Origin of the sequence: Rhizomicrobium sp. (genome assembly GCA_037200385.1) — a bacterium.
GTDB lineage: Bacteria > Pseudomonadota > Alphaproteobacteria > Micropepsales > Micropepsaceae > Rhizomicrobium.
Genome location: JBBCGL010000001.1, coordinates 3,596,224 through 3,621,613 on the forward strand (window position 1 = coordinate 3,596,224; position 25,390 = coordinate 3,621,613).

22 protein-coding genes are annotated in these 25,390 nt (G+C 68.3%); 11 read left to right on the forward strand and 11 right to left on the reverse strand.

Going from position 1 to position 25,390, the window contains the following annotated elements; genetic code table 11:
• Genes WDM91_17220 through WDM91_17240 form a run of 5 tightly spaced genes read right to left on the reverse strand, consistent with a single transcriptional unit; the run spans position 1 to position 4,676 of the window.
• A complete protein-coding gene (locus tag WDM91_17220; GenBank protein MEI9996342.1) occupies positions 1-753 on the reverse strand; it encodes a 3-oxoacyl-ACP reductase family protein in 753 nt (250 codons plus the stop codon).
• Positions 750-1,724, reverse strand: coding sequence for a transketolase C-terminal domain-containing protein (locus tag WDM91_17225; GenBank protein ID MEI9996343.1), 975 nt, complete (start codon positions 1,722-1,724; stop codon positions 750-752). Before WDM91_17225 ends, WDM91_17220 begins: the two co-directional genes overlap by 4 nt.
• Entirely contained in the window at positions 1,714-2,610 is an 897-nt protein-coding gene (locus WDM91_17230) for a transketolase (GenBank protein ID MEI9996344.1), read from the reverse strand. The genes WDM91_17225 and WDM91_17230 overlap by 11 nt, the downstream gene beginning before the upstream one ends.
• 8 nt (positions 2,611-2,618) lie before the next feature.
• Positions 2,619-3,791: a class I SAM-dependent methyltransferase gene (locus WDM91_17235; GenBank protein ID MEI9996345.1), complete on the reverse strand. Its 1,173-nt coding sequence runs from the start codon at positions 3,789-3,791 to the stop codon at positions 2,619-2,621.
• A 48-nt stretch (positions 3,792-3,839) separates the two neighbouring features.
• Positions 3,840-4,676 (reverse strand): sulfotransferase, encoded by an 837-nt coding sequence (locus WDM91_17240; GenBank protein ID MEI9996346.1) that lies wholly within the window; start codon positions 4,674-4,676, stop codon positions 3,840-3,842.
• Between the two features lie 112 nt (positions 4,677-4,788).
• Between WDM91_17240 and WDM91_17245 the strand changes: the two genes are divergently transcribed.
• Together WDM91_17245 and WDM91_17250 are read left to right on the forward strand one after the other, a co-directional pair.
• Positions 4,789-5,661 (forward strand): N-acetylneuraminate synthase family protein, encoded by an 873-nt coding sequence (locus WDM91_17245; protein ID MEI9996347.1) that lies wholly within the window; start codon positions 4,789-4,791, stop codon positions 5,659-5,661.
• A complete protein-coding gene (locus tag WDM91_17250) occupies positions 5,658-7,442 on the forward strand; it encodes an NTP transferase domain-containing protein (GenBank protein ID MEI9996348.1) in 1,785 nt (594 codons plus the stop codon). Before WDM91_17245 ends, WDM91_17250 begins: the two co-directional genes overlap by 4 nt.
• Here the strand turns inward: WDM91_17250 and WDM91_17255 are convergent.
• Positions 7,426-8,925, reverse strand: coding sequence for a tetratricopeptide repeat protein (locus tag WDM91_17255; protein ID MEI9996349.1), 1,500 nt, complete (start codon positions 8,923-8,925; stop codon positions 7,426-7,428). The genes WDM91_17250 and WDM91_17255 overlap by 17 nt on opposite strands.
• A gap of 117 nt (positions 8,926-9,042) precedes the next feature.
• Between WDM91_17255 and WDM91_17260 the strand changes: the two genes are divergently transcribed.
• Positions 9,043-11,811 carry a hypothetical protein gene (locus WDM91_17260; GenBank protein ID MEI9996350.1) on the forward strand — a complete coding sequence of 923 codons (2,769 nt, stop codon included), beginning with the start codon at positions 9,043-9,045 and terminating at the stop codon, positions 11,809-11,811.
• Between the two features lie 21 nt (positions 11,812-11,832).
• On the opposite strand, the gene WDM91_17265 is transcribed toward WDM91_17260, so the two are convergent.
• From WDM91_17265 to WDM91_17280, 4 genes are all read right to left on the reverse strand, one after another.
• Positions 11,833-12,255, reverse strand: coding sequence for a hypothetical protein (locus WDM91_17265; GenBank protein ID MEI9996351.1), 423 nt, complete (start codon positions 12,253-12,255; stop codon positions 11,833-11,835).
• Positions 12,252-12,569 (reverse strand): rod-binding protein, encoded by a 318-nt coding sequence (locus WDM91_17270; GenBank protein ID MEI9996352.1) that lies wholly within the window; start codon positions 12,567-12,569, stop codon positions 12,252-12,254. The genes WDM91_17265 and WDM91_17270 overlap by 4 nt, the downstream gene beginning before the upstream one ends.
• Positions 12,566-13,693, reverse strand: coding sequence for a flagellar basal body P-ring protein FlgI (locus WDM91_17275; GenBank protein MEI9996353.1), 1,128 nt, complete (start codon positions 13,691-13,693; stop codon positions 12,566-12,568). The genes WDM91_17270 and WDM91_17275 overlap by 4 nt, the downstream gene beginning before the upstream one ends.
• A 129-nt stretch (positions 13,694-13,822) precedes the next feature.
• Complete coding sequence (locus WDM91_17280) at positions 13,823-15,094, reverse strand: MFS transporter (GenBank protein ID MEI9996354.1); 1,272 nt, start codon at positions 15,092-15,094, stop codon at positions 13,823-13,825.
• Between the two features lie 150 nt (positions 15,095-15,244).
• On the opposite strand from WDM91_17280, the gene gpmI reads away from it, so the two are divergent.
• The 7 genes from gpmI to WDM91_17315 all read left to right on the forward strand — a co-directional run bounded on the left by gpmI (position 15,245) and on the right by WDM91_17315 (position 23,229).
• Complete coding sequence (gene gpmI / locus WDM91_17285; protein MEI9996355.1) at positions 15,245-16,810, forward strand: 2,3-bisphosphoglycerate-independent phosphoglycerate mutase; 1,566 nt, start codon at positions 15,245-15,247, stop codon at positions 16,808-16,810.
• Positions 16,811-16,815: 5 nt separating this feature from the next.
• Positions 16,816-18,132 carry a peptidoglycan DD-metalloendopeptidase family protein gene (locus tag WDM91_17290; GenBank protein ID MEI9996356.1) on the forward strand — a complete coding sequence of 439 codons (1,317 nt, stop codon included), beginning with the start codon at positions 16,816-16,818 and terminating at the stop codon, positions 18,130-18,132.
• A complete protein-coding gene (locus WDM91_17295; GenBank protein MEI9996357.1) occupies positions 18,129-19,439 on the forward strand; it encodes a S41 family peptidase in 1,311 nt (436 codons plus the stop codon). Before WDM91_17290 ends, WDM91_17295 begins: the two co-directional genes overlap by 4 nt.
• Positions 19,440-19,456: 17 nt before the next feature.
• Positions 19,457-20,746, forward strand: coding sequence for a S41 family peptidase (locus tag WDM91_17300; protein ID MEI9996358.1), 1,290 nt, complete (start codon positions 19,457-19,459; stop codon positions 20,744-20,746).
• A gap of 65 nt (positions 20,747-20,811) precedes the next feature.
• The gene (locus WDM91_17305; GenBank protein ID MEI9996359.1) at positions 20,812-21,918 is read left to right on the forward strand and encodes a divergent polysaccharide deacetylase family protein; all 1,107 of its coding nucleotides are present in this window, start codon (positions 20,812-20,814) and stop codon (positions 21,916-21,918) included.
• Positions 21,919-21,931: 13 nt separating this feature from the next.
• Positions 21,932-22,432 carry an RNA pyrophosphohydrolase gene (locus WDM91_17310; protein MEI9996360.1) on the forward strand — a complete coding sequence of 167 codons (501 nt, stop codon included), beginning with the start codon at positions 21,932-21,934 and terminating at the stop codon, positions 22,430-22,432.
• Complete coding sequence (locus tag WDM91_17315; GenBank protein ID MEI9996361.1) at positions 22,429-23,229, forward strand: alpha/beta hydrolase; 801 nt, start codon at positions 22,429-22,431, stop codon at positions 23,227-23,229. Before WDM91_17310 ends, WDM91_17315 begins: the two co-directional genes overlap by 4 nt.
• A 4-nt stretch (positions 23,230-23,233) precedes the next feature.
• Here WDM91_17315 and WDM91_17320 read toward each other — a convergent pair whose 3' ends face one another.
• Positions 23,234-23,692 carry a MarR family transcriptional regulator gene (locus tag WDM91_17320; protein ID MEI9996362.1) on the reverse strand — a complete coding sequence of 153 codons (459 nt, stop codon included), beginning with the start codon at positions 23,690-23,692 and terminating at the stop codon, positions 23,234-23,236.
• A gap of 123 nt (positions 23,693-23,815) precedes the next feature.
• On the opposite strand from WDM91_17320, the gene WDM91_17325 reads away from it, so the two are divergent.
• The gene (locus tag WDM91_17325; GenBank protein ID MEI9996363.1) at positions 23,816-25,360 is read left to right on the forward strand and encodes an FAD-dependent oxidoreductase; all 1,545 of its coding nucleotides are present in this window, start codon (positions 23,816-23,818) and stop codon (positions 25,358-25,360) included.
• Positions 25,361-25,390 lie beyond the last annotated feature (30 nt).

The following is a 25,390-nucleotide window of genomic DNA, read 5'->3' on the forward strand; positions in this document are numbered from 1 at the left end:
TCAGAAATACAGCCCGCCATTGACGTTGATGGTCTGCGCGGTGATGTAGGATGCCGCATCGCCGGCCAGGAAGACGACGGCGTCGGCGACCTCGTCGGTGCGCCCCAGGCGCTTCAGGATGATGCCCTCCGCCGCCTTCTGGACGCTCGCCGCCTGCAAACCCGCATTGCCCATGTCCGATGCGATCAAGCCCGCCGCCACGACGTTCGAGCGCACATGCGAGGCCGCGCCGAACCGGGCGATGACCTGCGCGAGCGAGATCAGACCGGCCTTCGACGCCGCATAATGCGCGGTGCGCGGCCCGCCATACTGGCCGCTGACCGATCCGACATGGACGATCGAGCCGCCGCCCGCATCCGCCAGCAGCGGCAGGAACACCTGGGCGCAGATGAACGGGCCTTTCAGGTTCGTGTCGACGATCAGGTCCCAGTCCGCGTCCTCGATCTTGTCGAAGTCGGTCGGTTTGTTGATCCCGGCATTGTTCACCAGGATGGAGATCGGCCCGAAATTTCGGGCTTCCTTCGCCATCGCCTCGACGCTGGCCCGGCTGGTGACGTCCATCGGCAGCGCCAGCGCGCGGCGCCCGAGCTTGACGATCTCGGCCGCGACGGTATCCGCCTCGACCCGTTTCTCGCGATAGCTGAACACCACGTCCGCGCCGGCCTGTGCCAGGCCGATCGCGATGGCGCGCCCGATGCCGCGGCTGCCGCCGGTGACGACGGCGTTCCTGCCGGAAAGCGAGAAGCGGTTCATGGCCGCGCCGTCTTGCGGGCGATCACGCGCCGCACCGCCTCGGCGATATGGCCGGCACCGATGCCGAAATGCTCGGCAAGCTCGTCCGGCTCGCCCGAGGCGCCGAACACGTCCTTCACGCCGACGAATTCGATTGGGGCGGGATGCGTCGCCGCGAGGGCTTCCGCCACCGCGCCGCCGAGGCCGCCATGGATGTTGTGGTCTTCCGCCGTGACGACGGCGCCGGTCTCGGCGGCGCAACGGGCCAGGAGTTCGCTGTCGATGGGCTTGATCGTCGGCATGTTGACGACCCGGACCGACAGGGATTCGCCGGCCAGCCGCTCGGCCGCCTCCAGCGCGCGGCCGACTTCGACACCGCAGGCGACGATGGTCGCGTCGCTGCCGTCGCGGATGATCTGGCCCTTGCCGATCTCGAATCGGTGGTCGTCGCCGAACAGCCGCTTGGCCGGGCTGCGGCCGGTGCGCATATAGACCGGTCCGTCGAATTCCAGGATCGCGCGGGTCGCCAGCGCCATCTCGATCGGATCGGCGGGCGAGATCACCGTCATGCCGGGGATCGCGCGGAACGCGGCGATATCCTCGAGCGCCTGGGCCGAGCCGCCGTCGGGCCCGACGTCGAGGCCGGGATGGCTGGCCACGATCTTGGCATTGCGCCGCGCATAGGCGAGGGACAGCCGCGCCTGCTCGATCGCGCGCAGGCAGAACACCGCGAAGGTCGTCACCACCGGGATAAGGCCGGTGGCGGCAAGCCCGCCGGCCGCCGCCATCATGTTCTGCTCGGCGATGCCGAATTGCAGCAGGCGCTCGGGGTGGCTCTTGCGGAAATGATGCACGCCGGTGCCGCCGGCGATGTCGGCATCGAGCACGACGACCTTGGGGAATTCGTCGGCGAGGGCCGACAGCGTCTTGCCGAAGGCTTCGCGCAGGCTGTCGCCGTTCGAGCCGATCAGGGCAGGGGCTTCAGCAGCCATCGAGCAGATCCTTGATTTCGCCGCGGCCGGCGCCCAGCGATTGCAGCGCCTCTTCGGCCTGCTCGCGCGTCAGCTTCACGCTGCCGTGCCAGGCGGGCACGTTTTCCATATACTTCACGCCCTTGCCCTTGACGGTATGGGCGATGATCACGGACGGGCGGCCCTGCGTGACGCCGGCGCGCCGCAAGGTCGAGAGGATTTCGGGAATGTCGTGCCCGTCGATCTCGGCGATGCCCCAGTCGAAGGCGCGCCACTTCGCCGCCAGGGGCTCCAGCCGCATGATCGCGGCGTTGCGGTTGTCGCTCTGCAGCTTGTTGTAGTCGATGATGACGCACAGATTGTCGAGGCCGTGATGGGCCGCGCACATCGCGGCCTCCCACACTTCGCCCTCCTGCAATTCGCCGTCGCCGAGCAGCGTGTAGACGCGGGCCGGGATGTTCTGCAGCTTCAAGCCCATCGCCATGCCCAGCGCGACCGAGAAGCCCTGGCCGAGGGAGCCGGTGCTGGTCTCCACCCAGGGCAGGTCGAGCACATGGGGATGGCCCTGGAACGGGCTGTTCAGCTTGCGCAGCCGCAGCGCGGCCTTGGCGTCGCAGAAGCCGTAATGCGCCGCCACCGCATAGAGCGCGGGCGCCGCATGGCCCTTGGAGAGCACGAAGCGGTCGCGCGCCGGATCGTCGATCGCCGAGGGCCAGAAGTTCAGCTCGGCGCCGAACAGGCAGGCGAGGATATCGGCGGACGACAGCGCGCCGCCGGGATGGCCCGAGCCGGCGTGGTAGATCGACGCGATCGTGTGCTTGCGCACGAAGGCGGCGGCGATCGCGAGCTTGGTCTGGAGATCCTGCTCGGTCGTCGTCTCGGTGATGGATTTGAGCGTCAGCGCCATGCGTGCTCCTACGCCGCCAGGCGCATGCGCGCCTGGGCGATGAGATCCGTGTAGAGGATGATTTCCGCGCCGGGCGTCAGGCGGGTCACTTCGTCCGCGATCTCACCGGCGAAGTCGCGGCTCATCACCACCACCACCCCGGGATCGGCCCCGGCGAGCGCCTCCGGGCCGGCCAGGGTGCAGCCATGCCGCTCGCCGACATGCGCCTTCAGATGCTTGTCGATCAGCAGCGTCAGCATCGTCGCGTCGAACCGTCCATGGGTCACGAGGCTGTCGAACAGCCGTCCGGCGCCCCACATCGCGACGCGGCGCGGCGCCAGCCGCAGCAACTCGCTCGCCACCGCGATCAGCGCCGCCATGTTGCGGGCGCGGTTCGCCATATAGGTCGCGATCAGATCCCGGGCGCGGCCGGCCTCGTCGAGATCGACCCCCGCATGGCTCGGTGCGCGCGCCGTCTTCCGCGCGACGAAGAAGAGGTTGCTGCGATCCTTGGGATCGGGGCGTTCCAGGATCGTGAACCCTGCCGCCGTGATCATCCGCGTCAGGGTACGCTCGGAGAAATGATAGAGATGCTTGTCGATGAACCACTCCTCGACGATGTCGTCGCTCGCCAGCAGGGCGGTGTTGGGCGCGTCCAGGACGAGGAGGCCGCCATCCTTCAGGGTCCTGTGGTGGTCGGCCAGCGTGCGCGCCGGATGGATCAGGTGCTCGATGGTGTGGCAGGAGTGAATTGCGTCGAAGCGGCGCGTCTCGAACGCCGTGTTCTCGATGCGCGCCTGGATCAACTCGGTGCGCGGCAGGCCGGCGCAGGCGGCGGCAACGCGCTCGTCGGGCTCGACGGCGGTGAGACGGATGTGCGGCGCGGCGTCCAGCAGCGCGTGCGCGAAGCTGCCGCGGTTGGAGCCGACGTCGAGCAAGGTGGATTCTGCCGTGAAATCGCCGTGGCGGCGCAGGGCGTCGATCGCGATCTGGGTGCGGAAACCCTTGCCATAGCGGACATTGCCCCAGTCGGCACCCGCCGAGACGGCCGCCGGCGCCCGCGCGGCGCGGTCGACGCGCGGCAGGCTCTGCAACAATCCGCACGCCGCACAGAGATAGACCGTCAGGCCGCGGGGAGAGCGTTCCGGCTTATAGACGGGTTCGAGCGCCGCACGCAGGCAGAGCTCGCAGGTGTCGCCCATGGGTTTGGCCCCAGAAGTATTCCGGTAACCATCTTCGGACGGGCTTGGTTAATAATTCACCACATATTCGGGGCGCTCGGCATAGCCGAGCTGTCGTTGCATCGGCGCCGCGATCCGCTCGAAGGATTCGCGCTCCCGCGCATCGAGCAGGCGGTCCTCCGGCCGGTTGACGTTGTGCGGCCGGGCGAAAGCGGCAAAGGCCGCGTCGCGATAGGGAAGGCCGAGGAATCCATAAAGCCCCTTCACCGCCTCCGGCGACGCCTGCAGCTCCTCGAGCCGGACGAACATCTGCCGCGCGCGCGGCAGGCGGGCGAGTTCGGCCAGGATGACGCGATTGATCTCGGCCCAATGCCAGCAGATGCGTCCGAACTGGTCGAAGCCGCGGAACGGTCCGGCGGCGGGATCGCCGCGGCGCGGCACCGGCCACCAATATTTCTTCTCCGGCGGCGGTGTCGGCACACTCGACGGATCGTCGCAATGCGCCTGCAGGATCGCCGTCGAGCGGTCGTCGTAGCACTCGTCGCCCAGCTTGCGGAAATAGGATCCCGCGACCTTGCGCCCATCGCGCACGAGATGGACGAACTTCGCCGCCGGCAGGACCTGTGCCAGCTCCGGGATCAGCCAGGAGAGCTTGTTCGACGAATCGCCCCAATGCGCCGCCTCGCTGTAATGGACCGCGGCCGCATGTGTTTCGGTCAGTATCTCCCGGGCCTGGGCATCCGTCGCCAGGCCCAGATAGCGCCGGACGGCGAGCGGCTGCGCGATCTGCACCATGTACTCGTGCTGCATGTCCATGCCGGGCACCGCCGACAGCACCTTGTGCAGCATGGCGGTGCCGGAGCGACCGCTCGACACGATGAAGAAGGGCTGTGTCGTCTTGCTCAAGGCTGGGCCGCCGGGATCGTCATGTCCGCAAATTCGGCGCCCATGGGCGCCCCTTGTTAACGCTCTTTTAGCCATGACCGATTTAGAAAACGTTAAGTTTAGGGAGCGTCGCATGACGCCACGCACGCCGATCTTCATCGCCGAAGCCTCCAGCAACCACGACCGCGATCTCGGCCGCGCGCTCGCCTTCGTCGACGCCGCCGCCGCCGCCGGCTGCGACGCGGTGAAATTCCAGCTCTTCAAGATCGACCGGATGTTCGCGCCCGAGATTCTCGCGCAGAGCGCAAAGCATCGCGCCCGCCGCCAGTGGGAGCTGCCGCCGGCCCATCTGGCGCCGCTGGCCGAGCGCTGCCTGGCGCGGGGCATCCAGTTCTCCTGCACGCCCTTTTATCTGGAGGCGGTCGAGGAATTGCGGCCCTTCGTCGCCTTCTACAAGGTCGCGTCCTACGAATTGCTGGTGACGCCGCTGCTCGAGGCCTGCGCCGCGACGGGCAAGCCGGTGGTCCTGTCGACCGGCATGGCGACGATGGACGAGATCGCGGCCGCCGCGGACACGCTCAAGCGCGCCGGCGCCTCCGACATCACCCTGCTGCATTGCGTCTCGGCCTATCCGACCCCGGCGGCGGAGGCCAATCTCGCGGCGATCGCCGCGATCCGCGACGCGACGGGCTGCAAGGTCGGCTGGTCCGACCATACGCGCCGTCCCGCCGTGGTCGAGCGTGCCGTGCATCGCTGGGGCGCGGCGGCCGTCGAATTCCATCTCGATCTCGAAGGCGAGGGTGCCGAATACGCCGCCGGCCATTGCTGGCTGCCGGGCGAGATCGCGCCGGTCATCGCCCGCATCCGCGAATCCGCCGTCGCCGACGGTGCCGGATTCAAGGGCCCGCAGCCTTCCGAACTCTCGGACCGCGACTGGCGCGCCGATCCCGTCGACGGCATGCGCCCGCTCCGCGCCATCCGTGCCGTATGGGAGCCCGCCGCGTGAGCGCACAGCCCCGCATCGTCGCCATCATCCAGGCGCGCATGGGTTCGACGCGCCTGCCCGGCAAGGTCCTGCGTCCCATCGCGGGTCATCCGTTGCTCTGGCACATCGTCCACCGCCTGAAGAAATCGCAGCGGATCGACGCGGTCGCGGTCGCCACCACGACCAACCCGCTCGACGACGCGATCGCCGAATTCGGCCGCGACAACGGCGTCGCCGTCATCCGCGGTCCGGAGGACGACGTGCTGGCGCGCTTCGCCCTCGCTGCCGAGGCGACCGGCGCCGATGTCATCGTCCGGGTCTCGTCGGATGCGCCCTTCATCGACGCGGCCTTCGTCGACCACCTGCTGACGGCCCTGCTGGAACAGGGCGGCGACTTCGTGCTCATGGAGGAGGGCGCGACGACCGCGCATGAGGGCGTCGATCCCTTCACCCGCCGCGGCCTCGACAAGCTGATGATGGACGCGCACGCCGATCCGGTGGCGCGCGAGCATGTCACCGGCTATTTCAAGCTGCATCCGGGCTTCGTGCCCATCGCCCGCGCACCGGCCTATCCGCGGCTGGCGCGCGAGGGCGGGCGCCTGACGATCGACACGCCGGACGATCTCGCCTTCATCGAAGCCGTCCATGTCCGGCTGGAAGCCAAGGCGGGCGAGGCCTCGCTTAGCGACATCCTGATGCTGCTGGAGCGCGAACCGGCGCTGCGCGGCATCAACGCCCATGTGCGGCAGAAGCCGATCGCGGTCCGCGGTGGCTTGGCGCTGATCCGCTGCGACGGCGGCGGCGCGTTCGGCTACGGCCATGTCAAGCGCATGGTGGCGCTGGCGCGGGCCTTGCGCGACGCGCAGGGTATCGGCGCAGTGTTCGCGCTCAACGGATCCGAAGACGCCGGCACGCCCATCCGCAATGCCGGCTTCGCGGTGACCCGGCTGGGTCGAGAGGGTCTCGAAAGCCTCATCGGCGTCCATGCTCCCGACCTGCTGCTGCTCGACGGCCGCGAAGGTCCGGATCGCGAGGGGCTTGCCGAGCTGGCGCGGCGCGTCCCGCTTACCGCCGTGATCGACGACGGCGCGGACCGCCGCCTCGCCGCCGATCTGGCCTATTATCCGCCGGTGCCGCAGGCCTTTGCGCTGGATTGGACTGCGTCGCGCTGCGTGCCGCGCATCGGCTGGGAATGGTCGATCCTGGGTTCGAACCCGGCAGCGAGTCGTCCGCGCCCGAACGGCCGGCCGGTGCTGCTCGTGACCATGGGCGGCAGCGATCCGTTCGGCTTGACGCTGCGCAGCGCCCGCGCCCTGGCGCGGCTCGATCCGCTGTTCCGCGCCCGCTTCGTCATCGGGCCGGGCATGGCCGGGCGCGGCGCGGTGGCGCGGCAGATCGTGTCCCTCAATCCCAATTTCGAAACCATCGAGGGCGCCGCGGGCCTCGCCACGGAGTTCGCCGCTGCCGATCTCGCGCTGACGGCGTTCGGGGTCACGGCCTATGAACTCGCCGCGGCCGGCGTGCCTGCGCTCTATCTGGCGCTCAATGAAGACCATGCCCGCTCGGCCTCTGCTTTCGAGAAAGCGGGCATCGGCCTGTCGCTGGGCGTCGCGGCGGATGTCGACGACGCAACGATCGCCCGCGCGGTCGCGCGCCTCCTGGGCGATACGGCACGCCGCCGCGCGATGCGTACCGCGGGCCTCATGACGATCGACGGCAACGGCGCGGGCCGCATCGCGGCCGACCTGGCTGCCGCCCTGGCCGAGCGCCGCGCGGGCGTGCCGCTCACAGCCGCGCGATAGTCTTCTCGAACGCGCTCGTCCAATCGCCGCGGACGTCGGGCATCATCAATTCGCAAGCCGGTGCGAAAGGCTCGCGGCCCTGGCCCAGCGCCGTCCAGCTCGTATCGTAGAGCACCTTGTAGGTGTCGACGCCGGTTCCCGCCGCCAGCCAGGAGACGGCGGTCGGCGCGCTCACCACGACATCGAGCGACGCCAGCAGCGCGGCGGTCCGGTCGAGCGCGTTCTTCTGGTCCAGGTCCGGAAGCATGACGATAGTGCGGCCGCTCTGCGCCGCCAGCGCTTCGACCTCGTCGTCCGAAGCATCGTATTGCACGCTGATCACCGTGCCGGGCACTCGGGCGATAAAGGCCGCCCACGCCTCTCGCGGCGCATATTGCAAGGCGCGATGGCCCAGCACATTGCCGCTGCGCCAGCACACGCCGATGAACGGCCCCGGTCCGAAGCCCGTAAGCAAGCCGCCCCAGCGGGCCATGTCCATCGGGTCCGGTTTGAGGAAATCGTTGGCCTTCGGGAACGCCTCGAGGCTGCCGCGCAGGATTTTCGGCAGGCTGCCCATCTCGGTGAAGGCATTGGCGCCGCCCGCCTGCTTGAGCCAGCCATAGCGCGCCCGATGGACGGCGCCCCTGGTCTCCATGTCGGACGGATGCACCGCGACGCCGGGAAACGAGCGCGCGAACAGGCCGACGAGGCGCGGCTCGCATTCCAGCACGATCGCGCCGCCGTCGCGCGCCGCGCGCGCGGCAAGGTCGGGAATCATGCTGGCGAACAGGATCTGGTCGCCGATGCCTTGTTCGGCGGTCACCAGAAGCCGCGTGCGCTTGAGGCTGCCGCCGGTCCAGCGCGTCAGCTTGTGGTCGGGCACCGGGACCTTGGCGAGGTTCAGCCGCGCGCCGTAATCGCGCCAGCCGTCTTTCAGGTTTCCCGCCAGCAGATGCAGGATGGCGCGATTCAAGCGCGCCTGGGCGTTGTCGGGCTCGTGGGCGATCGCCTTGCTGTAGAGCGCGAGCGCCTCGCCGGTCTCGCCGGCATCGGTCAGGATATCGGCAAGATTGCTCAGCGCCGCCGCATAGTCCGGCTTGCGGGCCAGCGCTTCGCGGTAATGCACGGCCGCCCGCTCGAAATCGCCCATCTCGCGCCAGGTCGAGCCCAGCGTCAGCCACAATTCGGGCGCCTGCGGGTCGCGCGCCAGGGCCGGTGCCAGCAGCGCCTGTGCCGCTTGCGGCTGTCCTTCGGCGCGCAGCAGATTGGCGAGGCTGACGATGGCTTCGAGCCGCGCCGGGTCCCGGTGCAGCACCCGGCGATAGAATTCCGCTGCGGGACCCGCCATGCCCAGCGCGCGCGCCGTGTTGCCGAGCGCGAACAGCACCCGCGCATCGTCCGGCTTTGCCGACAGCGCCTGCTCGTACCGCGAAATGGCTTCGGCGTGACGGCCGAGACCGGAGAGTTTCAGGCCCTGCTCATAGGGATCGGCGAATGCATGCATGTACGGACTTTGGCCCATGCCGTGTTAAGGCCCGCTTAAGCACGTTTGGCCGCGAATTAGCCGTGCGTTAAGGCGCATCGGGCAAAACTTCGGCATCGTTCCGTAAAGGCTGCCTGCGTGTCCGTCGGTCTCGATCCCAACCTGCTGCTCAGCTTCTACCAGGCGAAGCTTGGAAGCACCGCGACGCCGGCGTCCGCGGCGCCGCAACAAGCAGCGACGAGCACGAACAAGAGCGCGACCGCGAACGACGCGCCGCCCTGGGAGGCCTCGCAGCCCGACCAGACGGTGATGGACGCCAAGGTCCTGTCGACCACGAACTTCCTCGACACCAGCAATGTGCCGCTCAGCACGTCGATCAGCACCGACGCGAAGACCGAGCAGGACAACCAGAAGCTCTTCTCGCTCTACAGCGCGGTCAACACGCTTGCCTATATCGCCAAGATGGGCCAGCGCGACGGCACGACGGCAGGGCAGCTCGCCGGCCTCGACACTCGCTTCCAGGCCGGCCTGCAGCAGGTCGAGAGCTATATCTCGAAGACGAGCTTCAACAATTTCACCCTGCAGGCCGCGATCCCCGCGGCGAGCGTCACATCGAGCGTCGTCGTCCCGTTCGGCTCGTTCGACTACCAGACCAAAACGCTCGTGAACAACGCGAATTTGGGCAATGCGCTGCCGGGGCTTTCGGCGTCCGACAGCTTCACGATCGCGGTGAAGAAAGGCGTGACGACGACCAATGTCGACATCGACCTTTCCCAGATCCAGGGGCCGCTGACCCTCGACAACGTCGTCTCCTATGTGAACCAGACGCTGTCGACCGACGGCTTCAAGACGCGCTTCCAGAAGGTGCTGACCGCCGGCTCGGTGCTCGACCCGACCACGGCGACCTATGGCCTGCAGGTCTCGCCGGGCGCGAACGAGACCGTGAATCTCTCTTCCGCGGACGCGACGCCGGCTCTCTATCTCGCCGGCTCGATGGGCCAGGCGTCCGCCGTCACCACCGTCGCGAACGGCACGACCACAAGCTCGACCGTCGCCGACCAGCAAGGCCGCCTGATCAAGCTCTCCGACCTCGATGGCGATCCGGTCAGCACGGGAAGCGCCAGCGCGCAGCCGACGACGGGCACGACCACGGCGCAGTCGACCGTGGTGGATGCGAGCGGCAACGTTTATGTGCTCGGCAACGCCACCGGAGATTTCGGCAACCAGGTCAACCAGGGCACCCAGGACGCCTACCTGACCAAATACGATTCCGCCGGCAACGTGCTGTGGACGCGGATGCTGGGCAGTGCCGGCTCCGCCAGCGGCACGTCGCTGGCGCTCGATCCGACCGGCGGCGTGGTGATCGCCGGATCGAGCACGGCGCAGCTCGCCACGACATCGGTCACCAACGGCAACACCGATACCTTCGTCGCGAAATACGATGCCGACGGCAACCAGACCTGGATCAGGCAGATCCAGACCCTGGCGCAAAACCAAGCCGCCGCGGTGAGCGTCGACGCCTCGGGCAATGTCTTCATCGGCGGCCAGGTCTCGGGCGGCGTGATCGGCGCGGGCCAGACCAAGGTCGACGGCCAGGACGCCTATCTCGCCAAGCTCGATAACAAGGGCAAGGTCGTCTACGAACGGCAATTCGGCACGACGGCGAGCGATACGGTCGCGGCGACCGCGACCGGCGCCGACGGCAGCCTCTATGTCGCGAGCACGCAGGACGGCCACGCCATCATCTCCAAATACGCCAATGGCGACGCGACCGGCGCCCCGGTCTGGCAAAGCGATCTCGGCGACCTGCAGGCCGGCGGCGCGATCGGCGGCCTCACCGTCTCGGGCAACCAGGTCTACGTGTCCGGTACGACCGCCAACGGCAATCTCACCGCGGGCGGCGCCGCCGGCGTCGCGCAGGCGAGTTCGGGCGGCACCGATGCGTTCGTCTTCAAGCTCACCGATCAGGGTACGACGGCGGCCGCGAATTTCGTCTCCTATGTCGGCACCAGCGCCGCCGACAAGGGTGGCGCGGTCACCGTCGGCGGCGACGGCACGGTCTATCTCACCGGCTCGACCACCGGCACTTTCGCCGGCCAGTCGCGCAACATCGCCAATGTCAGCAACATGTTCGCGACTTCGATGGCGGCGGACGGCACGGTGAACTGGACGCGGCAATATGGCGGGCTCGACGGCATCTCCAGCGGCGCCGGCATCGCGGTGGACGCCAGCGGTTCGAGCGTGCTGGATGCGCTGGGGCTGCCGCGCGGCACGGTCAATCCGAACCAGTCCGTCGACCTGACGGCCCAGACCACGCTGCGCGCCGGCGACTCGTTCCAGATTCAGCTCCAGGGCATCGCGGCCCGCACCGCGACCATCACGATCGACAAGGGCGAGACGCTGCAATCGCTGGTCAGCAAGATCAACATCCAGCTGCAATCCTACGGCAAGGCCTCGGTCGCCTATACCAATGGCGCCGAAGGGCTCACGATCGCGGTCAATCCCGGCGTGACCATCGGGCTGGCGTCGGGGCCGGCGAATTTCGACGCGTTGTCGCGCCTGGGCATTCCGCCCGGCAATCTCTCCGCGCCGGCCACGAAGAACTCCGACGGCAGCGCCAATACGACCTCGTCGAGCACCGACACGCCGTCCTTCGGTCTGGGACTGACCGGCAGTTTCGATCTGACGACCAAGACCGGTGCCGACATGGCGCGTTCGCAGCTGCTCGGCGTGCTGTCCAAGATACAAAGCGCCTATCAGACGACGAATGCGCCCGCGACACCGGCGGCGACGCCGGGCAACACGTCCGGAGCCGCGCCCGCCTATCTCACCTCGCAGCTCTCCAATTACAGCCTCGCGCTGAGCATGCTCGGCGGCAGCACGTCGTCATCGTCCCTCGTCGCCTGAAGCCGGCGAAAAGCGGCGCCGTCACACCACGCTGTTGAACACCATCGCCCGCGCCGGCTTGCCATAGGTGGCGGCGCGCGGATCATAGGTCCGCGTCGGCGCGGCGCGGCGGTCGACCTCGGCGGCGATCGCCTTGATCATCCCCTCGCTGGCATTGCGCACCCGCGTCAGCATGCGGCCATGCAGTTGCAGCAGGTCGCGGAATCTGTTCGTGACGTCGACGAAGCGCGCCCGCAACGGCGCCGGCGCGGCTTTCGCCGCGTCGGGCGTCAGGCCATGCGCCTCGCGGCCATACAGCGCCGACAGCCGCTGAATCTCCGGGTCGGTCGTGCGCATCTGCTGCGGCTTGCCCGCCTTCAAGGCCGCGATGTCGGCCTCGATCGCCTCGATCAGGCGTTCGGCCAGCTTGACCAGGCGCTCGATGCGTTCGCTCTCCGCGCTCAATGGACGGCCTCCTGGGTCTTCAAGAGTTCGCGCTGCACGGCCTGGGAGAGGCCGAAGCCGCCCTGCGACACGATCTGCTTGCCGTATTCGTCGACCATGAGGGAGCGGAACATCTCTTCGCCCTGGCCGCCGCCGAACGGCCCGTCGGTCGAGATCCCGGCGAACATCTCGCCGAGGAACTGGTTGATGAACACGCCCTCGAACTGCTCGGCGGCCTTCTTGGCCGCGGCCGGGTCGCTGGTGCGGCTCGGCATCGCGACCGGCGCGGATTGCAGCGCGGTCATCGCGCCGGTGGTGTCGATGGCCCCGCTCATCCGATCACCTGGATGTCGGCCTGCAGCGCGCCGGCCGCCTTGATCGCCTGGAGGATGGAGATGATGTCGCGCGGCCCCACGCCCAGCGCATTCAAGCCGTCGACCAGGCTCTGCAGCGAGACGCCCTCGTGCAGCACGACCATCTTGTTGCCCTTGCCTTCGTCGACGCTGATCTGGGTGCGCGGAACGGTCGTCGTCGTGCCGCCGCTGGAGAAAGGTTGGGGCTGGCTGACCTGCGGCGTCTCGGTGACGCGGATGGTGAGATTGCCCTGTGCGATGGCGACGGTGGATATCCGCACATCCGCGCCCATCACGATCACGCCGGACTGCTCGTCGATCACGACGCGCGCCGCCTCGTCGGGATCGACCTTGACCTGTTCGAGATCGGTCAAGAGGCCCATGACGCCGCGCGGATAGCCGTCCGGCACGGTGAGGCGCACGGTGGACGGATCGGTCGCCTCCGCCACGCCGCCGCCCATATAAGCATTGACCGCGGTTGCGATGCGCGACGCGGTGGTGAGATCGGGATTGCGCAGCGACAGGCGCAGCGCGCGCTGCGAGGCGAGGTTGAACGGGATCTCGCGCTCGACGATCGCGCCGTTCGCGATGCGCCCGGCGGTCGGCACGCCGCGCGTCACGCTGGCGGCATCGCCGCTGGCGGCAAAGCCGCCGATCGCGACAGGCCCCTGGCCGACCGCGTAGATCTGGCCGTCGGCGCCGAACAGCGTCGTCGCCAGCAAGGTGCCGCCCTGCAGGCTCTTGGCGTCGCCCATGGCGCTGACCGAAATGTCGATGCGGGTGCCTTGCGCCGAAAAGGCGTGGAGGTTGGCGGTCACCATCACGGCGGCGACGTTCTTGGTCTGCATGGTCGTGCCATGGGTGTTCACGCCCATGCGCTCCAGCATGGTCTGCAGGCTTTGCTGGGTGAACGGCGCGTTCTTGAGGCTGTCGCCCGAGCCGTTGAGACCGACGACCAGGCCGTAGCCGATCAGCATGTTGTCGCGGATGCCCTCGACGTCGACCAGGTCCTTGACCCGGCTGAAGGCGAGCGCGGGGAACGGCGCCGCGGCGAGGCTCGCCCCCAGGAAGAGGCAGGCAATTCTTATATAGAGTGCGCGGCGCATTCTGCTCTCTGACGCTTGTCCGGGCATTCTCTTGCCAGTTTCGTGCCGCGGTTGGCGCGGAGATTCTCCTTTCCATTCAGTGGGATAGGGAGGCGCTCGCGGGCGCCCGGCAAGTTCTTCCCGGCAGTTTCAGGCCGGCGCCATCCGGCGTCCGGCGATGAACAGCGAGGCGAGGGCGGCGCCCAGTGCGACCAGCCCGGCGGCGACGAATGCTTCGAGATAGGAGCCGCTGGCGGAGCGCGAGGCGCCGGCCAGGAAGGCGGCGGTCGCGGCGCCGATCTGGTGGCTGGCCGAGATCCAGCCGAAGATCACCGGCGCCTGCGCCTCGCCGAACGCCTTGTTCGCCAAGGCCAGCGTCGGCGGCACGGTGGCGATCCAGTCGAGGCCGTAGAACACCGCGAAGAACGACAAGCCGTAGAAGGTGAAATCGGCATAGGGCAGGTAGATCAGCGACAGGCCGCGCAGCGCGTAATAGGCGAAGAGCAGCTTGCGCGGATCGAAGCGGTCGGTCAGCCAGCCCGACGCGGTCGTCCCCACCAGGTCGAACAATCCCATCATCGCGAGCAGGCTGCCCGCCGTCACCTCGGCCAGGCCGTGATCGGAGCACAGCGCGATCATATGCGTGCCGATCAGCCCATTGGTGGTGAGGCCGCAGACGAAGAAGGTGCCGGCCAGCAGCCAGAAATCGCGGCTCCGTGCGCCCAGGGCGAGACCCTCGAAGGCGGTGCGCAGCGGATTGGCCTTGCTTGGCGGCGGCGGGACATGCGTTGCGTCCGCGCCGAACGGGGCTTCGCCGACATCGCCCGGCCGCTCGGGCAGGAAGAACGCCACCAGCGGGATCAGCGCGGCGAGCCCGAGCGTCACGACGATCACGACCGGCTTCCAGCCGCCGCGCTCGACGATGGCGGAGAGCAGCGGGAAAAACACCAGCGTGCCGGTCGAGGTGCTGGCGGCGAACAGCCCGGTGACGAGGCCGCGATTGGTGACGAACCAGCGATTCGCGATGGTGGCGGACAGCACATTGGCGATGCAGCCGCTGCCGACGCCCGACAAGACGCCCCACAGCAGGACGAGCTGCCAGGCCTGCGTCATCGCCAGGCTCAAGCCCGTCGATGCGCTCATCAGCACCAGCGCCGCCAGCACGGTGCGGCGGATGCCGAAGCGCTGCATCGCAGCCGCCGCGAAGGGACCGGTGAGGCCGAACAGGAAGATGCCGGTCGCCGCGGCGAAGGAGACGGTGGCGCGCGACCAGCCGAACGCATGTCCCCACGGCACCATGAGCACGGCCGGGGTCGAGCGCAGCCCGGCCGCGGCCAGCAGGGAAACGAACACGATGCCGACGACGACCAAGGCATAAGGCCGGCCGAACGGTCCGCGGCGGAGGAGGAGAAGAGAGCGCATCCGGAGAAGATGGCGCGGGCACCGCCCGTGTCAAAGGCGCTGGACGCATGGCCCGCGTGCGCGAATACCCGCACGCCGGAAGGAGGATTGGACATGCTAGAGTCCGCTTCCTATTTTCCTTTCACGCCGCATCCGTAATGGGAACTCTTGATGTCCGCCGCCCCATCCTCTTCGCGTCCGCGTCCGGCGGTTCTGTGCATTCTCGACGGCTGGGGCTGGCGGCCCGATCCCACCGACAACGCCATCGCGGCGGCGCGCACGCCCAACTACACCCGGATGCTCGCCGATTCGCCGCATGCGCTGCTCGCGACCTCCGGCCATGCCGTCGGCTTGCCGGCGGGCCAGATGGGCAATTCGGAAGTCGGCCATATGAACATCGGCGCCGGCCGCGTGGTGAGCCAGGACCTGCCGCGCATCGATCTGGCGATCGAGGACGGCAGCCTCGCGCGGCGCCCCGCGCTGGTCGATCTCATCGCCGGGGCGCGTGCCGCGAAGGGCGCGGTGCATGTGATGGGGCTGCTCTCGCCGGGCGGCGTGCACAGCCACCAGTCCCACATCACCGCCCTGGTCCACGCGCTGGCCGCCGCCGAACTGCCGGTCTTCGTCCACGCCTTCCTCGACGGCCGCGACACGCCGCCCAAGAGCGCGGAGGGCTATCTCGGGACCTTCCTCGATTCGATCGCGGGTCTCGCGGGCGTCCGCATCGCCACGGTGTCGGGCCGCTATTACGCGATGGATCGCGACAAGCGCTGGGATCGCGTGAGCAAGGCCTATGAGGCGCTGGTCGATGCGCGGGGCGACAAATTCGCCGATGCGCTCCGCGCCGTCGAGACGTCATACGAGAGCGATGTGACCGACGAATTCGTCTTGCCTTGCGTGATCGGCGATTATGCCGGCATGGAGGACGGCGATGCCTTGCTGTTCGCGAATTTCCGCGCCGACCGGGCGCGGGAGATTTCGCTGGCGCTGCTCGACAGGGGATTTGCCGGCTTCGCGCGCGAGCGCATGGTGGCGTTCAGCGCCGCGGCCGGCATGACCGAATATTCCGACGACCTGAACAGGCTGATGACCGCGCTGTTCCCGGCCGAGAACATCACCGGCACGCTGGGCGAGATCGTCGCGGCGCGCGGCCTCAAACAGCTGCGCATCGCCGAGACCGAGAAATACGCCCATGTCACCTTCTTCCTGAATGGTGGGCGGGAGGATAAGTTCGACGGCGAAGACCGCATCCTCGTCCCCAGTCCCAACGTCGCGACCTACGACGTCAAGCCAGAGATGAGCGCTTTCGAGGTGACGGCCAGGCTGGAAGACGCCATTGCCTCGGGGATCTACGATCTCATCGTCGTGAACTTCGCCAATCCCGACATGGTCGGGCACACCGGCGTGATGGCGGCAGCGATCGAAGCCGTCGACACCATCGACACCTGTCTCGGCCGTCTGCGCACCGCGGTGGAACGCGCCGGTGGCGTGCTGCTGGTCACGGCCGACCACGGCAATGTCGAATTGATGAAGGATCCCGTGACGCATGCGCCGCACACCGCGCATACCACGCTCGACGTCCCGATCATCGCGATCAACGCGCCGTCCGGAACGAAACTCGGCAATGGCCGTCTCGCCGACGTCGCGCCGACGCTGCTGGAGCTGATGGGCCTGCCGCGGTCGCCGCAGATGACGGGGCGTTCCCTCGTCCGGCATGCGACGGAGAGCGCCGCCTGACGGCCTTGCGCCCGCGCGCCTTGCTGGTCGTGGCGCTGGCGGCCGCTGTCCTCCTTGCGGGCGCGCGCAAGCCGCCGCACACGAGCCCGCATCTGCGGCCCCGCGCCAAGCCCGAAGCCGTGCAGACTGCGCCGGCGCCCCCTGTTATCGAGCCGACGGTCGAACCGCTGCCGGATCTGTCCCATGCGCTGCCGGCGCGCGACGCCGGGCGCTTGCCGTCGACTGCAGACCAGTTCAAGCACCTCAAAGGCGACATCGCGAAAACCAGACCTGCGGTGGATTCGGCCAAGGCGCATAGCGCTGCGTTGAAGGCGCAAGCGCGCGCCTTGCAGCGACGACTGATCGACACCGCGCGCATGGTGCAGACGCTGGAGCGCGAGAAGATCGTCCTCGACCGCGAGATCGCGCGGCTTGTGGTGGAAGACCGAAGACTCTCGGCGAGCTTCACACGCGACCGCGTCGGCGTCGCCCGTCTGCTCGCAGTGATCGAGCGGCTGCAGCATGACACGCCGCCGGCCATCGCGATGCGTCCCGACGATGCGCTGGGCGCGGCGCGCGGCGCGATGCTGGTCGGCGCCTCGCTGCCCGACGTCTACGGCAAGGCGGCGGCGTTGGCGCGGCGGATCGAGGCCTTGCAGCGGACCCGGCGCGACCTCGTCGCCCGCAGGCGCGACGGCATTCGCAACGCGGCGGCGCTGGCCCATGCGCGGGTGGAACTCGATCAACTCCTCGCGATCAAGAACCGCGAGGCGGTGACGGCCGACGCAACCTATGCCGTCTTGCGCACCAGGTTGGAGGCGGCTGCCGGCCAGGCCGCCGATCTGGCGGCGCTGCTCGCCAAGGTCGCGGTGCTGCGGGCGAGGCCGGCGCAGCAATCTGTCGTGGTTGTAACCGCGCAAAACGCCGGGGATGGCGGCTCGCGCCCCGCGTTGCTCCAGCCCGTGGTCGGAACCATGCTGTCCGGCCCCGGCGCAGGCCATGGTCCCGGCGTGAGCTTCGCCGCCGCTGCCGGCGCGCAGGTCGTCGCACCTGCCGACTGTGAGGTGCTTTTTGCAGGTCCTTACCATAAGAACGGACAAGTCTTGATCCTGGAAGTCACGACTGGGTACGATCTCGTGCTCGCGGGGCTGGACCGGGTCATGGTGAAGCCGGGCGATCAGGTCCTGGCTGGCGAACCGGTCGGCGTCATGCCCCAGGCGGGCGGTAACGGGCCGCAAATGGGCCAGAATGGCGAGCTTTACTTCGAATTGCGTCAGAACGGGCGGGCGGCCAGTCCGGCACCTCTGCTGGGTCTGGACTTAAGGAAGGCAAAAAGAACATGAAGCGTTTTGCATATGCCGGCCTCGGCGTCGTCTCCGGCTTCATCGTGGCGCTCGGCGTCCTGCCCGCCGCCCATGGCGCCGGCGACGCGAGCATCTACCGCCCGCTCAATCTGTTCGGCGACGCCTTCGAGCGGGTCCGCGCCAACTATGTGCGCCCCGTCGACGAGAACGAGCTGATCGACGCCGCCATCCAGGGCATGGTCTCGAGCCTCGACCCGCATTCGAGCTACATGGACGCGAAGGCCTTCGCCGACATGCAGATCCAGACCAAGGGCTCCTTTGGCGGCATCGGCATCGAGGTGACGATGGAGAACGGCCTGGTGAAGGTCATCTCGCCGATCGACAACACGCCGGCCGCAAAGGCCGGCATCAAGGCGGGCGACTATATCGCCGCGATCAACGGCGGCTCGGTGCAGGGCCTCAACCTCAACGACGCGATCGACAAGATGCGCGGCGCGGTCGGCACCAAGATCACGCTCACCATCCTGCGCACCGGCGACAAGACGGCGCCGAAGAAGCCCTTCGACGTGACGCTGATGCGCGCCGTCGTGGCGGTGGACGAGGTGCGCTGGCACCGCGAGGGCGATGTCGGCTATATCCGCATGCCGGGCTTCAACGAGAACACCGCGAGCGGCCTCGAGAGCGCGGTGCGCGACCTGAAGAAGCAAATCGGCCCCGGCATCAAGGGTTACATCCTCGACCTGCGCAACAATCCGGGCGGCCTGCTCGACCAGGCGGTCCAGGTCTCCGACGATTTCCTGACCTCCGGCGAAGTCGTCTCGACGCGCGGCCGCCATGCCGACGACACGCAGCGCTACGACGCCCATGCCGGCGACGTCACCGACGGCAAGCCGGTGATCGTGCTGGTCAATGCCGGCACCGCCTCGGCGTCCGAGATCGTGGCCGGTGCGCTGCAGGATCATCATCGCGCGACGATCCTCGGCATGACGTCGTTCGGCAAAGGCTCGGTGCAGACGATCATCCCGCTGGGCGATGGGGGCGGCGCGCTGCGCCTGACGACGGCGCGCTACTACACGCCGTCCGGCCATTCGATCCAGGCGCAGGGCATCGTCCCCGATGTGATGGTGGCGGCGGGGAACGAGGACGACATCCCGAAGATCGCGCGCCCGAGCGAGGCCGACCTTCCGGGCCATCTCGCGGGCGAGCCGGTCGTCAAGAAGGCGAACCAGACGGTCATCCGTCCCCCGGCGACCGCGCCGAAGACGGGAACGGACGGCAAGCCTTACGACTTCCAGCTCACCTATGCGCTGAACATGCTGCACGGCAAGGTCGCAGCGAACCAATAGGGCGGACGTTCGGGGCGATGAACAGGCTGGGTCTGGTTGCGCTGGGTGCGGTGGCGGGCTTCGGCCTCGCCTTCGCCGCGTCGCACTTCGCCTATGGCGCGATCAATCCCTTCGCCCCGGGCGAGCCGGCGCTTGGCCGCTTCGGCGAGGCGCTGCAGCTGGTGCGCAGCGATTATCTGGAGAAGCCGAACGATCGCGATCTGGTCGAGCATGCGATCGGCGGCATGCTGACCAATCTCGACGCCCATTCGAGCTATTTCGATCCGCGTACCTTCGAGGCGATGGAGACCAAGGCGGCCGGCGCCTATGGCGGCATCGGTCTGATCGTCACCGTGAAAGACGGCGTCGCCAAGGTCGTCATGCCGATCGACGATACGCCGGCCAGCCGCGCCGGCATCAAGAAGGACGACGTCCTGGTCTCGATCGACGGCGTGGCGATGAAAGGTCATACGCTCGACGACGTCTCCTCGCGCATGCGCGGCACGATCGGCACGACGGTGGCGCTCAGCATCGCGCGCGACAGCGCCAAGCCGCTCGACCTGACGCTGAAACGCGAGCAGATCGAGGTGGAACGGTTGACCTGGCACCGCGAGGGCGACGTCGGCTACATCAAGATCGTCGCGTTTTCCGACCGCACGGATCCGGATCTGCGACTCGCCGTGGCGGCGCTGAAGCGCCAGATCGGCCCCTCGCTCAAAGGCTTCGTCATCGATCTGCGCGACAATGGCGGCGGCGTGCTGCAGGCGTCCATCGACGTGGCGGACGATCTGCTCGACCGCGGCGAGATCGTTTCGGTGCGCGGCCGCGATCGCGACAACATCGAGCGCTACGACGCCCATTACGGCGACATCACGGGCGGCAGGCCGCTGGTGGTGCTGATCAATGGCGGCACGGCGTCGGCCTCGGAGATCGTCGCGGGCGCGCTGCAGGATCACCGCCGCGCGACGATCCTTGGCACGCTCTCCTTCGGCAAGGGCTCGGTGCAGTCGATCATGCCGCTCGACAATGGCGCCGGCGGCGCGCTGCACATGACGACGGCGCGCTACTACACGCCGGCGGGACGCTCGATCCAGGTGACGGGCATCGTGCCCGACGTCGTGGTCTCGGGCGGACCCGACGCGCCGGACTATGAGCGGGAGGAGGAGCTGCCGCATCATCTCCTCGCCGAAGGTCCACCCGCCAAGCCGCTCGGCAAGGCGCTCGAGCCGGCGCCGGGCAAGACCTATGACGACTTCCAGCTCGCGATGGCGCTCGCCTTCCTGCACAAGACGCTGGCCGTCGACGGAAACACCCCCAGCCACGCCTGAATGCGGATCGTTAACAACTCCGTAACGGTAAATCGCGCTATCCTCCGCTCATGGCTGCGAGCAGCATGACCGGTGACGGATCGCCCGCGGATGCCCGGCAGCCGCGCGGGCCGCGCCTGCTCGCGCTCGGCTATTTCGTCGTCCTGGCGCTTCTGATTCTTTTCGGCATCACGGCCGTCCTGTTCGGCGATCCGCGCGCCGGCGAGCCTGTGCTGCATTTCGCCATGCCCGAGATCGCGCAGAAGATCGCGGCGGTGCCGGTCGTGCCGCAGGCTGGCGCCGCCAACGCCGCACCGCAGCCGGGACAGAATCCGGGCGATGTCGTCCCGCCGCCGGCCATCGTGCCCGCGACGATCAGCCAGCGCATCTATGCCGGCCGCGCCCTCGTCGCGGATCCCGCCCTGATCGAGGCGACGCCCAATGGTCCGCTGCCCCGGATCGGCGCCGATGGCACGCCGCCGCTGCGCGCCTATGCGGGCGTCACGCTCGACACCGGCCGGCCGCGCATCGCCATCGTGATCGGCGGCCTCGGCATCAGCGCCAAGATGACGTCCGCCGCCCTCGCCAGCCTGCCGCCCGGCGTCACGCTCTCTTTCGCGCCCTATGCCTCCGACGTACAGCGCTGGGTCGCCGAAGCGCGCCGCGAGGGCCACGAAGTGCTGCTCGAAGTTCCGATGGAACCGTTCGACTTTCCCGACAGCGATCCGGGCCCGCATACGCTGCGCTCCGGCGTCGGCGAGGACGCCAACACCGAGCGCCTGGTCTGGGCGCTCACCCGGTTCACCGGCTACACCGGCGTGACCAACCTGCTGGGCGGGCGGCTGATGTCGGATTCCGACTCGCTCGAGCCGGTGATGACCTATCTCTCGCGCCGCGGACTTCTGTTCTACGACAACGGCACGGCCAGCCATTCGGCGGCGCCCGACGTCGCCGCGCGCACCGGCACGCCCTTCGCGCAGGCCACCGCCACCATCGACAAGATCGAGACCGCGATGGAGATCGACCGCGAGCTGTCGGAGCTGGAGAGCGAAGCGCGCGCCCATGGCTCGGCCTCCGGCGCCGGCTTCCTGCATCCGGTCACGGTCGACCGCGTCCGGCAATGGGCCCAAAGCCTGCCCGGGCGGGGCTTTGTTCTGGTGCCCGCATCGGCCATAGTTGCTCCGAAGAAGTAGCACCCGATTGCCCATGGCCCGCGCCGGCGGATTCCTCAAGCACGATGACCTGCCCTATCGTCCCTGTGTCGGCATCATGCTGGTCAACGGGGAGGGGCTGGTGTTCGTCGGCCGCCGCATCGACCAGACCGTCGAAGGCTGGCAGATGCCGCAAGGCGGGATCGACGACGGCGAGACCCCGGCCCAGGCCGCGCTCCGCGAGCTCGAAGAGGAAACCGGCACCAACAAGGCGGTGGTGCTGGCCGAGATGGACGAGTGGCTGACCTACGACCTGCCGGCGCACCTGCTGGGTGTCGCACTGCACGGGCGTTATCGCGGCCAGCGCCAGAAATGGATCGCGATGCGCTTCACCGGCGAGGACGGCGACATCAACATCAAGACGCACGATCCCGAATTCGCCGCCTGGAAATGGCTGGCACTGGAGGCGCTGCCGCGCCTGATCGTGCCGTTCAAGCGCGACACCTACACCAAGGTCATAGCGGCGTTCCGTGACGTCGCCGGGCCGGTGGCGTGACGGCAAAACGTCCCGAGATTGTGATGATCCACGGCGCGTTCTGCGGTCCGTGGGTATTCGAGCGGTTCCGCAGGCCCTTCGAGGCCGCGGGCTATCGTGTCCATGCGCCGATGCTGCGCCACCACGCACATGGCGCGCCGGTCCCGCGTGCGCTCGGCACGACGAGCCTCGTCGACTATGCCGCCGATCTGGCGACGTTCATCGCCAAGCTCGATGCGCCGCCGGTGCTGCTCGGTCACTCGCTGGGCGGGCTCCTCGCACAGATGCTGGCGGCAAAGGGCTTGGCGCGCGCCTTGGTGCTGCTGGCGCCGTGCCCGCCCTGGGGCGTCCTGCCCTCCACGCTGTTCGAGATCGCCTCGGCGCAGACGATGCTGCTGGCGGGCGATTTCTGGAACCAGCCGCTCAAGCCGGATTACTGGGTCGCGGCGGCCAATTCCCTCGACCGGCTGCCGCCCGCCGAACGCCACAAGGTGTTCGCGCGCTTCGTCCCGGAATCCGGCCTGGCGACCTTCGAGATCATGCATTGGGCCTTCGATCTCAAGCGTGCCGCGCTGGTGCATGCGCAGGACGTCGTCTGTCCCATCCTCTGCCTGACCGGCAGCCATGACCGCATCAATCCGCCGTCGACCGTTCGCCGCATCGCCGAGCGCTATAAAGGCCGCGCGATCTACGAAGAGATCGAAGGCCACAGCCATTGGCTGGTCGGGGAGCCGGGCTGGGAGACGATCGCGGCGCGGGCCTTGGGCTGGCTCGGCGACATCCTGGGCACCGCCGGCAAGCGGGCAAAGGCCGGCTGAGCTTCTATTCCAGGCCGGCCAGATCGTCGACAAAACGGCGCATCAAGCGTACGAGGTTGTCGACGTCGCGTTCGCTCCACCGGGCCAGCACCGGACCGGCGAGCCTCTGGCGCGCGGCGGCCAGCGCCTCCGTCATCTTGCGCCCGTTCTTTGTCAGCATCGTCTCGTGAATGCGTGCGTCGGCCGCACTCGGGCGGCGCTCGACAAGGCCCAAGGCGACCAGCTTCGCGACCTGCCGGCTCACCGTCGTGTGATCGCGGCCTGCTCTGTCGGCCAGATCGACGACGCCGACCGGCCCGAATCTCTCGATGCCCGACAGAAGCGGAAAGAGGGCGCGATCCAGGGAAACGCCGGCTTCCTTCAGCACGATGTCGTCGCGCTGCGGACGGTTCATCAAGGCCATGAGGTCGATCATGGCGGCATGCAAATCCCGGATCTGCGCCTTCCTGCGACCGTCCTGCATTGCGAGTCCCGCTGCCTGATCCACCGGACAGCCGAATAGCCTATTCAGTGCATTTTGCACATACCCTCTTGACCCGGGCGCGGGCCGCGATTACGTGCATATTACACATAACGCGAGGTCGGTATGGCCAGGCCTTTTTCGACGGACGTCCTGATCTGCGGCGCCGGCGCCGCCGGTCTCACGCTCGCGATCGACCTTGCGCGCCGCGGAGTCGCATTCCGCCTCATCGAAAAGGCGCCCACGCCGTTCGTCGGCTCGCGCGGCAAGGGCATCCAGCCCCGCAGCCAGGAGGTCTTCGAGGATCTCGGCGTCATCGACCGCATCGTCTCCGTCGGCGGTCTCTATCCACCGCAGCGCGCCTATCGTCCCGACGGCGGCTTCGAGGACTCGGTCGTCATCGAACTCGGCGAGCCGACCCCCGCCGAGCCCTATCAGATCCCGTTGATGGTCCCGCAATTCCTGACCGAGGCCGTCCTGCGCGAACGCCTGCTGGAGCTGGGGCATCGTGTCGAATATGCGCGCGAGCTCGTCGCCTTCACACAAGATGGCCAAGGCGTCTCGGCGACCGTTTCCACGCCGCGGGGCCGACAGGCGGTTCGCGCGCGCTATCTTGTCGGCACCGATGGCGGGCGCAGCTTCGTCCGCCATGCCTTGGAGATCGACTTTGCCGGCAAGACGCTCGGCGTTCGCGCGATCGTCGCGGACGTGTCCGTCGATGGCGTAAGCCGGGACTTCTGGCATCGTTGGGGTGAAGGGTCGGCCGGCCAGATTTCCCTGTGCCCGCTCGCCGGAACTTCGCTGTTCCAGCTCCAAGGCCCCATTCCGCTCGCAGGCGACATCGATCTCTCGCCAGGCGGGCTGACCACTCTTCTCACCGAACGCACCGGACGAACGGATATCGTCGTCCGCTCGGTGGCGTGGGCCTCTGCCTTCAATATGAATGCGCGGATCGCCGACCGCTATCGCGCCGGGCGCGTCTTTCTGGCCGGCGACGCGGCGCACATTCATCCGCCGACGGGCGGCCAGGGACTGAATACGAGCGTCCAGGACGCTTACAATCTCGGTTGGAAACTCGGCGCGGTCCTGCGCGGCGCGCCCGACAAACTGCTCGCCACCTATGAAGAAGAACGCAGGCCCATCGCGGCGCAGATGCTCGGCCTGGCAACCGGCCTGCTCGAAGCCGCCAAGCAGGGCTCGATGCGGCGCGGCCGCGAAGTCCAGCAACTCGACATCGGCTATCCGCAGTCGTCCCTCGTTCTGGAGAAGCCGGCACGCAAGGACGGCGTACTTGCCGGCGATCGTGCGCCGGATGCGCCCCTGCGTGGCGCCGCCGGGTTGCCGACGCGCCTCTTCGAACTGTTCCAGGGCCCGCACTGGACGTTGCTGGGCTATGGTGTCGAGCGGCTCTCCGTGAAGCCGCGCCCCGGCCTTCACATCCACGCGGTCGGTTCGCGCGGCGACATCTCGGACGATGGAGGTCATTTCCGAACGGCCTATGGCTTGGCCGAGGGCGATTGGGTGCTCGTGCGGCCGGACGGTTATGTCGGCGCGATCGTATCGTCCGGGAATACGGATGCGTTGGAGGCTTATCTCGCCGACGCGGGACTCCGGGCTGAAAGCGCGTCCACTGCAAAGCGCGGCTGGTTTGGCCTGCGCAAAAAAGCATAGCCTCGCGCAGGATCCGCGATACCGTCGGTG